This is a genomic window from Neobacillus niacini (assembly GCF_030817695.1).
Taxonomy (GTDB): Bacteria; Bacillota; Bacilli; order Bacillales; family Cytobacillaceae; genus Neobacillus; species Neobacillus niacini_F.
This window is the reverse complement of the sequence record NZ_JAUSZQ010000002.1, coordinates 2,659,921-2,672,756: the sequence shown is the minus strand read 5'-3', so window position 1 is coordinate 2,672,756 and position 12,836 is coordinate 2,659,921. Positions and strand designations below refer to the sequence as shown.

Sequence of the window (12,836 nt, the reverse complement as noted above, 5' to 3'; positions counted from 1 at the left end):
AAATTAAGGCTCTATTATTATTCATTGTTGATTTTCGTGTAGGTATGAGAACTCATAGGCGGATAATTTCCGGCTAATGTATATAGAGGCAGCTTAAGAAGCAGATATAAGCGGAGATTTTCCGATTAACTGCTCTAAATAAGACAAAATCCAAAGATTTGGATAATATAACCGGAAAAACTTCCTTTATTTTTAAGGAAATATGGGTATTTCCCAATTTAGCCGGAATTTTTCCGTTTATATTTCAAACACAGTGAAATCAACATTCAGTTATAACAGAGCCTAAATTAAAAGACGGATAAATAGGTTAATAGGTTTCAACAAGATAAACTTTTGAAAAAATAAAGCACCCCGAAGAACATTCTATCAATTTATAAAATTTTTTCCTTTTTCTATTTTAGTTCAAAGTATTAAATTTAGTACATAAATAAGAATGTTACAATTCGTTTAAAAGCCTCTTTACCCCATCGATGATATCAAAAGGCATTACGCCATATCTGGATAATTCTTTTGCTTTCTCTTCACCGGCACGAGCATGTAAATAACTAGCAGAAATTAGCGCGTTTAGTGGAGGTGCTCCTTGAGCAAGAAAAGACGCAATTAGTCCTGTTAAAACGTCACCACTCCCGCCTTTTCCGAGGGCATCATGACCATGTGGGTTTATGTATAGTTCTCCCGATGGTGCTGCGATTACAGAACGATGTCCTTTTAAAAGTAAATAGATTGAATGCTCTTTAGCAAATTGACGCGCGATTTCAAGTCGATTTTCTTCTACTTCCTTCACCGATATATTTAACAGCTTTGACATTTCTCCTGGGTGAGGAGTCATGATTACCTGACCCTTATAGTTTTTAAGCATATCCATTTGATTGCGGATTAGGTAAAGAGCGTCTGCATCAATAACCACGGGATGATTGGTCAGGTTAGAGAATAATGCATTCATCCACTCTTCTCCGTTTGGAAATATGCTTATTCCTGGTCCAACTGCAACACAGTCAAATTGATGGAGCAATGGCCCGAGTTCATCAATTGCACCTTCTGCAAAATGTCCATCCTCAGCTGACAAAGGCAGTAACAAAGATTCAGGATTTTGTGCAGCTGCCATTGGATAAATCGTTTCTGGTATTGCTAGTGTGGCTAGTCCAGCTCCAGAATGCAAGGCAGATTTTGCTGAGAAGATTGGAGCACCGACATATTGCCGAGAACCGCCTAGAATAAGCACATGACCGAAAGTGCCCTTATGACCATGTTTTGATCGTATTGGAATAGCAGCCTTGGCTCGATGTTCGGTAATTATTTTAGGTAAATCTAATTCTAAATCTTTAACAATCGTAGGCGGTACAGAAATGTCTACTGCCTTCCACTCACCAATATGTTGAGGTCCTTCATTTAAAAAGAATCCTTTTTTCGGGAACACAAAGGTAATCGTCTTTGATGCTTTGATGGCTTCTCCCTCAACCTTACCCGTATTACTGCTAACCCCTGATGGAATGTCAACTGAAATGATTATTTTCTTACCTTCATATGTATTAACCAACGAAATAACGTCTTTTAGAGGTTCTCGAACTGGACCATTTACACCCGTTCCTAGAATGGCGTCGATTATAATGTCTGCCTGACATAACTCAACCTGAAGTGTATTCATGTTATTTTTTTGAAGTTGAATTAGCGGTAATCCTCTATTCAGATAAATATCTAAATGTAATTTAGCATCGCCCTTTATTCGTTCAGGGTCTGCTAATAACCACAGCTTTGGATGTAATCCATGATCAAATAGCCTGCGTGCGATGACGAAACCATCACCGCCATTATTGCCGCCTCCTGCTAAAACAATCACTTTTGGATTGCTGCTAGTTGTACTTTTGAGTATTTCCTCTACTAATCTAGCTCCCGCATTCTCCATTAACACAACGCCAGGTAAGCCGATTTTTTCAATGGTGTACTGATCCATTTTCTGCATTTCCTTTTGTCCTGCTGCAAACATAAGCATCACTCCAATTCAGAGTTCTATACATTAATAATAATGTAGTATGATGGAAATGGAAAATTTTATATTGGGGAGGGTGTTATTATTTTGAAAGAGGATTTCAAGGCTTTAGTCGTTGATAAGACAGAAAGTGATTTTTCGGTTGGGATTAAACATATTTCTTTAAATGATTTACCTGCGGGTGAAGTATTAATTAATGTTGCTTATTCTAGTATTAATTACAAAGACGGCTTAGCCAGTATTCCTGAAGGGAAAATTGTCAGGTCCTACCCGTTTGTACCAGGGATTGATTTAGCTGGAGTGGTTGTTTCTTCGGAAGACCCCTGTTTCTCAGAGGGAGACCAAGTCATTGCCACCAGTTATGAAATTGGGGTTTCCCATTATGGCGGTTACAGTGAATATGCACGGATTCCCGCTGATTGGATTGTACCATTACCTGCTGGCCTTTCTTTAAAAGAATCTATGATTTATGGAACAGCTGGGTTAACGGCCGCACTTTCGGTACAAAGACTTGAAGAAAACGGACTCTCTCCTGAAAAAGGAAAAGTGCTAGTTTCAGGCGCAACTGGAGGAGTAGGAAGTATCGCTGTTGCCATCTTGGCAAAACGAGGCTACGAAGTTGTTGCTAGCACTGGAAAAGAAAGTGAATACGACTATTTACATAAACTTGGTGCCAAAGAGGTTATTTCTCGGGAGGAAGTTTACAACGGAAAGGTCAAAGCGTTAGATAAACAGCTTTGGGCTGGTGCCGTTGATCCAGTTGGCGGAGAATCACTTGCAGCTATTTTAAGTAAAATCCACTATAATGGTTCAGTGGCGGTCAGTGGATTAACAGGCGGCGGCAACGTCCCTGCCACGGTGTTTCCGTTTATCCTGCGTGGGATCAATCTTCTTGGTATTGATTCTGTCTATTGTACAATGGAAGTCCGTAAACCACTTTGGCAGCGAATGGTCAGTGATTTTAAACCGGAAGTTTTAGAATCCATTTCCAAAGAAATAAGTTTAGAAGAGCTTCCAGCGACTCTCCCGATTATTTTACAAGGGCAGGCCAGAGGACGCTTTATTGTAAAAATGTAAAAGAAAAGCCGCAAAACTCTTCCAAGTTTTGCGGCTTGTTTTATTTAACATGCCCGAGTCTTGCTGATATTTGCTGGCTTGTTTGGATCATAATTGGTCCGAGTTGGTTCAAACGCTCGGTGGTCATTCGTGTCGTTGGACCTGATATACTGACAGCCGCTACGACATTTCCTAAATGATCAAAAACAGGTGCAGCGATGCAGGTAATACCATACTCATTTTCTTCTAAGTCTAACGCGTAACCCCTTTGTCTTATTTGTTTTAGCTCACGCAAGAATTCTTCCGTCGAAGTAATCGTATGGTCTGTATGATACGGCAACCCTTTGCGGTTAAGGATAGCCAGAACATCACTTTCAGGCAAATGGGAAAGTATCGCCTTCCCAACGGACGTACAATGCATCGGAGCTCTTTTTCCAACCTTTGAGTGGGTTCGTAAGGTTTCATTTCCTTCTAATTTTTCAATATAAACCACTTCTCCCTGGTCATAGACAACAAGATGAATCACTTCATTCGTCTTATTTTCAAGCTTTTGGAGAAATGGCATTGCTTCAGTTCTTAGATCAATAGATTCTAACAGCTTTGAGCTAATTTCCAGGAACTTAAGCCCGAGCTTGTATTTCCCTGTTTCATGATCCTGTTCGATATAGCCATATTGAACAAGGGTGGACAATGTTCTAAAAACAGAGCTTTTATTGATATCAATTTGATTAGCAATCTCCGTAACACCAAGACCGCCCTTTTTCATACCCACAAGTGCAATAATATCTAGTGCCCTGCTTACGGACTTTACCACATTATCTCTTTGCAAACTTACCCACCTCTTTGCTAAGGCATAATTGAAGAAAATGCCTTCCTACATCAGGCATTTTGAAAAAATGCCCTGACTACATCTTTGATTAGGCTCGAACTGAATATTTTGCTTTCGCTTCGAGACGGCGGCTGTGCAAGATTGGTTCCGTATATCCACTTGGCTGGTCATAGCCTTTAAACACTAAATCACATGCTGCCTGGAAGGCAACTGATTGCTCTAAGTCATTGGCCATTGGTCTGTAGGCAGGATCGTCTGCATTTTGTTCATCTACTACTTTAGCCATTCTCTCTAGCGTTTTAACCACTTGTTCCTTTGTACAAATTCCGTGGTGCAGCCAGTTCGCAACGTGCTGACTGGAAATACGAAGAGTGGCTCGGTCTTCCATGAGCGCTATATTATTAATATCAGGTACCTTTGAACAGCCGATTCCCTGCTCCACCCACCTTACAACATAGCCAAGTATTCCTTGAGCGTTATTATCAAGCTCGGCTTGGATTTCTTCTGGACTCCAGATCGTTTGATCAGAAACCGGAATTTGTAAAATATCATCCCGTAAATCAGAAATACTGCCGAGAAGATCATTTTGTACATCCTTTACATTTACTTGATGGTAATGAAGTGCATGCAGTGTTGCGGCTGTCGGCGATGGAACCCATGCTGTATTTCCTCCTGCCATTAAATGTCCTATTTTTTGCTCGAGCATGCTCTTCATTAAATCAGGCATTGCCCACATTCCCTTACCGATTTGAGCACGTCCTTGGAAGCCGGTAGAAAGACCATTGTTCACATTAGATTTCTCGTAGCTTTGCAGCCATAGCGTAGATTTCATCTCATTCTTTCGGATCATCGCACCCGCCTCCATCGACGTGTGCATTTCATCACCCGTCCGATCAAGGAATCCTGTGTTAATAAAGACAACACGCTCCTGTACTTCCTTGATACAGGCTTTAAGATTTAACGAAGTTCGGCGTTCCTCATCCATGACCCCAATTTTCAGTGTATTTCTGGCTAACTCGAGTAAATCTTCTGTTCTATTAAAAAGTTCATTTGCAAATGCGACTTCTTCTGGACCATGCATTTTTGGCTTTACAATATAGATAGATCCTTTTTCTGAGTTTTTGAAAGTGGTGTTTCCAATTAGAGAGTGCTTTGCACACAGAGAGGTAACAACAGCGTCGATAATCCCCTCCTGTACTTCATTCCCGTTTCCATCTAGAATGGCATTATTGGTCATCAGATGGCCTACATTTCTAACCAGCATTAATGCTCGACCTGGCAAGGTAAATTCACTGCCACTAGGCGACACATAATTGCGATCTGGATTGAGTGTGCGGGTTAAGGTTTTTTTTCCTTTTGTAAAAGTAGTACTAAGGCTGCCTTTATTTAAGCCTAGCCAATTCCGATACACAAGAACCTTATCCTGTGCGTCGACTGCTGCCACAGAGTCTTCACAGTCCATAATCGATGTAAGAGCCGATTCTAGGAGAATATCTTTTACACCTGCAGCATCTGTCTTTCCGATAGAATGACTTCGGTCGATTTGAATTTCAAAGTAATTATCATTATTTTTCAATAGGACAGCAGAAGGCTGATCAGGCTCACCTTGATACCCAACAAATTTTTCTTCATTTTTTAACGTAGTAATATCTCCATTACGCAAGGTAATCATCAAACTTCCTTGGTCAATGGTATAGCTTACTGCCTCTTTATGTGTCCCAACTTGTAAAGGGATCGTTTCATCAAGAAAATTTCTAGCAAAAGCAATGACCTTTTCCCCACGGACAGGATTATAATCACCTTGGTTTTGTGCTCCGCCTTCATCACTAATCACATCTGTACCGTATAAGGCATCGTACAAGCTTCCCCACCGTGCATTTGCAGCATTAATGGCATAGCGGGCATTATCAACGGGTACAACCAATTGAGGGCCTGCTTTAAGCGCAATTTCATCATCTGCACCTTCAGTAGAAATACTAAAATCTTCTGGTTCTGGCAGGAGATAGCCGATTTCTTCTAAAAATGCTTTGTACCTATCAAATTTAAAATCTTTATTTTCCCGGTGCCATCTATTAATTTTCGTTTGCAATTCATCCCTTTTAGCAAGCAATTCCTTATTTCTCGGAGTCAACTCTTTAATGATTTCTTCAAACCCTGACCAAAACTGACCCTGGTCCACTTGGCTTCCTGGCAATGCTTCAGAATTAATAAATTTATATAATTCACTCGCTACTTGTAATTTACCTACATTCACATATTTATTCATTCAACATTCCTCCCTAACAGCTTTTCTACTTCGCATTGATTTCTTTTTTTATTTCCACGCAGCGCCCCGGTGTCGGGAAGAGTTTCCCGGCATTTAAGAGATTACTTGGATTAAATACTTCACGGATATTGGTTTGTGCGAGTATTTCTTCCTCTTTAAAAACAAAACGCATTTCTTCCCGTTTTTCGATTCCTACCCCATGCTCACCAGTGATCGTTCCGCCAACATCTGCACAAGCCTTCAAACAAAGACTTCCAGCTTCTAATGCTTTTTCGATTTCACCCGGTTTACGGGCATCAAATAGAACGAGTGGATGGAGATTTCCATCGCCCGCATGAAAAATATTGGCAATCCGCAAACCGGATTCTTTACTAATCTGTGCAATTTTCTTCAGGACCTCCGGAAGCTTGCTTCTCGGAATAACCCCATCCTGTACTAAATAATCAGGTGAAATCGCACCCATCGCTCCAAATCCTGTTTTACGATTAGCCCACCACCTTCCTCTTTCTTCTTCATCTTTGGCCGCACGGACCTCTCGAACATTACTTTTTTTACAAACCTCCAAAATCTGGTTGATTTGTTCCTCTATGCCTGCGGCTATACCATCAACTTCTATAAGTAAAACTGCCTCAATATCCTTTGGATGACCAACAGGAAATGCAGCCGCCTCCACCGCTTCAATCGCTGTTTTGTCCATCATTTCCAGTGCTGCGGGAACAATTCCTGCTGAGATAATATCAGAAACAGCTTGGCTGCCATCTTCAACCTTGTCAAAATAAGCGAGAACCGTCTGTTTTCCTTCTGGATTTTTTAAAATACGGACGGTGATTTTCGTAACAATACCGAGCGTTCCTTCAGAACCAGTCAAGAGTCCGAGTAAATCGTATCCGGGTTCATCCAAAAGACCATTCCTGCCAATCTCAATGATCTCTCCATTCGGAAGTACCACTTCTAGACCAAGAATATGGTTCGTGGTGACTCCGTATTTCAAACAATGTGCACCACCTGCATTTTCTGCTACATTCCCGCCAATCGTGCAGCAATATTGGCTCGAAGGGTCGGGGGCATAGTAATAACCTCTATCTGAAATGGAGTTTGTAAGTTTAAGATTAACAAAGCCTGGTTCCACTACTGCTCTTCTATTTTCAAGATCAACACTGATTAGCTTTTTCATACGCACCATACTTATGATAACTTCGCCATTCACAGGAATGGCCCCTCCGCTCAAACCTGTTCCAGCACCACGGGCTAAGAAAGGGAGACCATTGTCAGAACAGTATTTTACTAGTTTGGATACTTCTTGAGTGTTTTTTGGAAATACTACTGCTTTTGGCAAATGCTTATGAATTGTAAATCCATCGCAATCATATGCGAGCAGGTCTGCTTCTTTATATAAAATAGAACGCAGTCCGCCTACGATTGCTGCAAGATTAAAAATATGCTTGTCAGTGGTATCAATCTTTAAGAAGGACATTTTGTTCATCCCCTTCTTCTTTTTGATAGGCCCAGTCGAGAAGCTGAATGGTGTGGACAATCTTTTGGCTTCTGCCGTATTTTTGCACACCTAATGCCATTTGTATCATGCAGCCGGGATTACCCATCGAAATCATTTCAACATCCTCTGGGACGTTTTCCATTTTACTTTTTAGAACAGCATCCGCCATTTCAGGATTGGTAATATTATAGATTCCCGCACTCCCGCAGCAGCGGTCTGCGTTTGGCATGTGCACCATTTCTACTCCCGGAATATCGAGCAAAATGTCACGAGGTTCGTGCCTTACCCCCTGCCCGTGTGCTAAATGGCAGGCATCATGATAGGTGATTCGAGTATGAATGGCTGCTTTTGGTTTTTCATAGCCGGTGTCGTGCAAGTATTTGGAGATATCGACTACCTTCTTTTCAAATATTTCCGCACGTTTTTTCCATTCTGGTTCATCACGGAATAATTCTGCATACTCCTTCATCATGCACCCGCACCCAGCAGCATTGACGATGACCTTTTCTGCCTTTTCAAACGCTTCGATATTCTGCTTTGCAAGCTTCCTGCCCATTTCGCGGTCACCAGCATGAACATGCAGTGCCCCGCAGCAGGTTTGATTTGTCGGAATACTCACGTCATTTCCATTCCTTGTGAGAACATTGATGGTAGAGTCGTTGATATCACTAAAAAATACATCCATTACACAGCCAGTCAGCAGCGCCACTTCTTGCTTGGTTTCACCTTTAGCTTTTATCAGAGTTTTGCGAACAGACCTTTTGACTTCCGGCATAATGGATTCCAGTTCGACTAAATGCTGTGGCAGCATATTGATTAGCTTTGTTTTTCGGACGACCTTTTGCAATCCGCTCCGCTGGTAAAACCTTAACAGACCGCCAAGAGAACGTAAGCGATTATGATGTGGGAACACACCATGAAGAAAGAACTTGTTTACCGCTCCCTCCCAGCCTTTAAGCGGCACCGCTTGACGGATCTGTCCTCTTGCTTCCTCAATCAGCCCGCCAACGTCAACATCAACAGGGCAGGCAGTCGTACAGGCACGACAATCGAGACAGGAAAAAACGGGGTTCGCAAAATGTTCATCCACATTCAGCTTTCCTTCTGCTACTGCCTTTATGAGATAGACACGGCCTCGTGGTGAATGCTGCTCTTCTCCGGTTTGTTCATATGTAGGACAAGATTCTAAGCACATGCCACAATGTACACAATCCGCCCACTTTTTTTCCTGTGGCGGATCTCGCCATAAATAGTTTCCTAGAGAGGATGTACAAGGCGTGTCTTGGTTTAAATCACTTTCCTTCACACTCATGCTATATCCCTCCGACATAACGATTCTTATTTATGATTTTGTTTGCATCAATTTTTTGCTTGATCCCTTCATAGAGAAAGTGTGCCGGGGTTTCTTCTCCCCAAACATTTATTTCTTTACGGAGAAAAAATGGAAGGTGCTTTACAATGGCATATCCACCAAGCTTCATGACACTTTTTCTTATGTGTTGAATCGCAGATAAAATATCCTCGTTTGCGCCACGAATGGTCAGGTAACATATGCCCGTCGCTAAACCGCCATGTGCTTCGATGGAGACATGACAAGCATCAGCGATTAGCTCTGCCTCTTTTAAAATCTTGATAGTATCTAAGTTGACAACGCCAACTTTGAGTACTGCCTCCGTGGTGGTTACGTTTGTTAAGCCGTTAGGTTGGTGGTAGTAAAAATTATCCCAGAAGGAAGCTGCTTCATTTTGTGATAGGGATCTTAGGGTGGTTTTATCAGGGACAATACTTCTGATAACATTTTCTTGATATTGTACGGAGCTTTTTACATCTTCAAACGATATAAGCAATGTGTATTGATTAATGTTTGTCAATTTCCCAGCAAAGGAGGGGTTAAGTAACTCGAGGCTAATGGGTTCAATCATCGAATCAAGCACCTTGACAGCAAATGCTCGAATCTCTTCAACATTTCTTTCAGAGAAGGATACAATAAGAATAGATTCATATTGTGCTATCGGACGCAGCTTTACCGTCACTTGTGATACAACACCGAGGGTGCCCATTGCTCCGATAAATAACTTATTCATATCATATCCGGCAACATTTTTTACTACCTTTCCACCTGAACGAATCAGAGTTCCGTCGGGATAGACCATCCGGAGGCCGATCACATTGTCTCTGGCAGCCCCATATCCCAGTCTTTTTGGGCCGCTATCGTTAACGGAAACAATTCCCCCCATTGTCGCATGTTCCGGAATGAAAGGATCAAGTGGAACTCTTTGCTTGTATGGTGCTAAATAGTTTTGAATCTCTTGGAATGGGGTACCAGCTTTTACCGTCAATGTCATATCCCCTGGATTATGCTCAACGATTCCAGTATATTGAGCTAACGATAAGAGAATGTCTGCTTTTTCAAGCAACCCCCCATATCCTCTTTTCGTACCGCCTCCCATGATAAAGACAGTGTTTTTATTGGTATTGGCATACGCTAAAACAGCTGAAATTTCTTGTTCTGTTTTTGGAAAAATCGTTATTCTGCCAGTATTCCCTAGTGGATGATTGTGGTCTTCTTCATTAATCTGGATGTCTTTAAAAACTGTTTTTAATTCAGTTAGATTTTCACTCGTAATCAATCGTTTCACCTCGCTTTGTTACGTAATAACAAACAGTGTTTCTGCTTTATGGTAAAGAAATCTACCCTTTAAGTTTATTTTCCTCGCTTCTAATTGTCAATCTATTTAGAAAATTGAAATAAAAAAACCCCTCTACTCAATGAATGCGGAAAATCCACCCCCTTAAAATATGGGTGGATTTATACTATCATTTATTTTTGTTAATGTTTCTCCGATTGAGTCAAAGATGACAAAAGTATCCTTGTTCTTGTCATAAGGTGTATCACCCTTATTGACTATTATCAATGGGGTACCTTCACTTCTATATTGTGGGAATGTGGAGAATGGGGTTACTTTTAAACTTGTTCCCAATACTAATAAGCAGTCCGCTTGAAGGATGATGTTAATAATTTCATTGAAGCCCTCCATCGTAAACCATTCACCGGTATCTCCAAATAGGACGACATCGGGTTTAATATACCGTTGGTTTTTGGCAGGCGTACTACAGTGGTCGCAAACATAAAATTCTTCCATCGTGTTTCGTTTGTTGATCATTTCTTCAGTCGAATAGGTTTTTCCACAGTTTTGACAGGAAGCGGTTTTCATGGTCCCATGAAATTCGATTACCTGTTTAGAACCTGCTTTTTGATGGAGACCATCAATATTTTGCGTGATTATATGGCTAACCTTCCCATCGGTTTCCCATTTAGCGAGGATTTCATGTCCTTGATTCGGACGTGCTTCTGGGTGGTAAAGATTTTCAATAGCAAACTGATAAAACCCCGCTGGGTTATGATAAAAATTATCAAGTGAGAGAATATATTCAGGGGCCATTTGATAAATCCCTGTTTGGGAACGAAAATCCTTGATACCTGATTCGGTACTAATTCCTGCACCCGTTAGGACGACAATGTTTTTTGCATTCTTTATCAAGTTCGTGCAGGTTTGAAGCATACTACTCTCCATATCACCACTCCTATGAAACTTAGTGCTTATTTAGGGATATCAGCTTGTGTAATGATTGCTATCATATTGCTAGCATTTTGCTATAAGTCAGTATTTTCGGCTATACGCCAGTGTTTTGGTTTATGCGACAGTGTTTCTGGTTATACGTCAGTATTTTCTGCCATCCGCAAGTATTCTCTGCTATCCGCAAGTATTCTCTGCTATCAGCAAGTATTCTCCGCTATCCGCAAGTATTCTCTGCTATCCGCAACTAATTCCCGCTATCCGCAACTAATCCCAGCCCATCCGCAACTAATCCCAGCCATCCGCAACTAATCCCAGCCCATCCGCAACTAATCCCAGCCTATCCGCAACTAATTCCAGCCCATCCGCAACTAATCCCAGCCTATCCGCAACTAATCTCCAATTACCTATTTCAAATCTTCAAACTCTCTAGCGATTCGTTCGAATGCTTCTTTTATCATCGGTCTTGGTGATGGAATGCAGATTCTTTGATAGTGCAGACCTTCTTCTCCGAACATTTTTCCATCTTCCAATAAAACATTTGCTTTGTTATAAATCCGGTCATGAACTTCATCCGGGGATATGCCGTAGTCGCTGAAGTCCATCCACATTATGTAGGTTCCTTCAGGTATTCTTACCTTCACTTTTGGCATTTTCTCTGCTAAAAAGTCGACTGCCCATTCCATGGTTCCGTCAATGTACTCTTTCAGCTGCTCTAACCAGTCTTCTCCCTCATGATAAACAGCAAGGAGGGCTGAGACGGTAAAAGGTGACGGTAAATGCATGCCCATGACGCCAAAGAAGGTTTTCCTGAGCTCAGGATTTGAGATAATCACATTGGTACAATGAAGTCCTGCTACATTAAAGGTCTTGTTTATGGCCGTAAACGTGATAATCTTGTCAGCATGCTCAGGAGCTGCTTTTGCAATTGGAATAAAGGTTTGATCACGTCGGACGATATCGCCATGAATTTCATCTGCTATGATCAATACATCATTATTCGCACAAATATCAGCTAATTTTCTCAGCTCATCGGTAGTAAACACTCTTCCGGTTGGATTATGTGGGTTACACAATATAAACATTTTCGTATTTTCATCTGAAGCCTTCTCTTCAAAATCAGCAAAATCAATCGAATAATAGCCTTCCTCATCAACGATAAGTGCATTATTCAGAAGTGTTCTTCCGTTCGCATTGATCGACGATGTAAATGGAGGATAAACAGGTCTTTGAATGATGACTCCTTCTCCTGGTTTTGTAAGTGCCCTTACCGCAACATTCAGGGCATGGACCGTCCCCGGACTGTAGACGATATCTTCCTTCTTAAACTCCCAATCATGTCTCTTTTTAAACCAATGCTGTACGGCTTCAAAATACTCATCGGGAAATACAGAATAACCGAAGATTCGATGATCAACGGTCTTATGTAATGCCTCGATTAAGGGCTGTGGAACCGGTAAATCCATGTCAGCTGTAAATAACGGAATGGTATCTTCATCATATCTTTCAGTTAGACCCATATTTTTTATGAGTTGGCCTCCATCCCACTTTACAGAATAAGTACCTCTCCGATTAACAATCTCATCAAAATTATATTTCATCTTATCCGCCCTTCCCATAGTTTT

At 41.3% G+C, this 12,836-nt stretch carries 9 protein-coding genes; 1 reads left to right on the top strand and 8 read right to left on the bottom strand.

What is annotated here, in order from left to right; all coding sequences use genetic code 11:
- Positions 1 to 436: 436 nt before the first annotated feature.
- A complete protein-coding gene (locus tag QFZ28_RS13785) occupies positions 437 to 1,984 on the bottom strand; it encodes an NAD(P)H-hydrate dehydratase (protein ID WP_307195156.1) in 1,548 nt (515 codons plus the stop codon).
- A gap of 90 nt (positions 1,985 to 2,074) precedes the next feature.
- Between QFZ28_RS13785 and QFZ28_RS13780 the strand changes: the two genes are divergently transcribed.
- Complete coding sequence (locus tag QFZ28_RS13780) at positions 2,075 to 3,064, top strand: NADPH:quinone oxidoreductase family protein (RefSeq protein ID WP_307195155.1); 990 nt, start codon at positions 2,075 to 2,077, stop codon at positions 3,062 to 3,064.
- Positions 3,065 to 3,104: 40 nt separating this feature from the next.
- Here the strand turns inward: QFZ28_RS13780 and QFZ28_RS13775 are convergent, their stop codons facing one another.
- From QFZ28_RS13775 to QFZ28_RS13745, 7 genes are all read right to left on the bottom strand, one after another.
- On the bottom strand, positions 3,105 to 3,872 hold the full coding sequence (locus QFZ28_RS13775; RefSeq protein WP_307195154.1) for an IclR family transcriptional regulator: 768 nt from the start codon (positions 3,870 to 3,872) through the stop codon (positions 3,105 to 3,107).
- An 88-nt stretch (positions 3,873 to 3,960) separates the two neighbouring features.
- On the bottom strand, positions 3,961 to 6,138 hold the full coding sequence (locus tag QFZ28_RS13770) for a malate synthase G (protein ID WP_307195153.1): 2,178 nt from the start codon (positions 6,136 to 6,138) through the stop codon (positions 3,961 to 3,963).
- 25 nt (positions 6,139 to 6,163) lie between these two features.
- A complete protein-coding gene (locus tag QFZ28_RS13765; RefSeq protein ID WP_307195152.1) occupies positions 6,164 to 7,612 on the bottom strand; it encodes an FAD-linked oxidase C-terminal domain-containing protein in 1,449 nt (482 codons plus the stop codon).
- Positions 7,593 to 8,945 carry a (Fe-S)-binding protein gene (locus QFZ28_RS13760; RefSeq protein ID WP_307195151.1) on the bottom strand — a complete coding sequence of 451 codons (1,353 nt, stop codon included), beginning with the start codon at positions 8,943 to 8,945 and terminating at the stop codon, positions 7,593 to 7,595. Before QFZ28_RS13760 ends, QFZ28_RS13765 begins: the two co-directional genes overlap by 20 nt.
- A gap of 1 nt (position 8,946) precedes the next feature.
- The gene (locus tag QFZ28_RS13755) at positions 8,947 to 10,263 is read right to left on the bottom strand and encodes an FAD-binding oxidoreductase (RefSeq protein WP_373428137.1); all 1,317 of its coding nucleotides are present in this window, start codon (positions 10,261 to 10,263) and stop codon (positions 8,947 to 8,949) included.
- A gap of 162 nt (positions 10,264 to 10,425) precedes the next feature.
- A complete protein-coding gene (locus QFZ28_RS13750; RefSeq protein ID WP_307195149.1) occupies positions 10,426 to 11,208 on the bottom strand; it encodes an NAD-dependent protein deacylase in 783 nt (260 codons plus the stop codon).
- Positions 11,209 to 11,618: 410 nt separating this feature from the next.
- Positions 11,619 to 12,812, bottom strand: coding sequence for a MalY/PatB family protein (locus tag QFZ28_RS13745; RefSeq protein WP_307195148.1), 1,194 nt, complete (start codon positions 12,810 to 12,812; stop codon positions 11,619 to 11,621).
- Between the last annotated feature and the right edge of the window lie 24 nt (positions 12,813 to 12,836).

Bases quoted from the DNA above. Each gene is read 5' to 3' on its own strand.
- QFZ28_RS13765 (WP_307195152.1), bottom strand. From the start codon at position 7,612: ATGTCCTTCTTAAAGATTGATACCACTGACAAGCATATTTTTAATCTT.
- QFZ28_RS13770 (WP_307195153.1), bottom strand. From the start codon at position 6,138: ATGAATAAATATGTGAATGTAGGTAAATTACAAGTAGCGAGTGAATTA.
- QFZ28_RS13745 (WP_307195148.1), bottom strand. From the start codon at position 12,812: ATGAAATATAATTTTGATGAGATTGTTAATCGGAGAGGTACTTATTCT.
- QFZ28_RS13760 (WP_307195151.1), bottom strand. From the start codon at position 8,945: ATGAGTGTGAAGGAAAGTGATTTAAACCAAGACACGCCTTGTACATCC.
- QFZ28_RS13750 (WP_307195149.1), bottom strand. From the start codon at position 11,208: ATGGAGAGTAGTATGCTTCAAACCTGCACGAACTTGATAAAGAATGCA.
- QFZ28_RS13785 (WP_307195156.1), bottom strand. From the start codon at position 1,984: ATGTTTGCAGCAGGACAAAAGGAAATGCAGAAAATGGATCAGTACACC.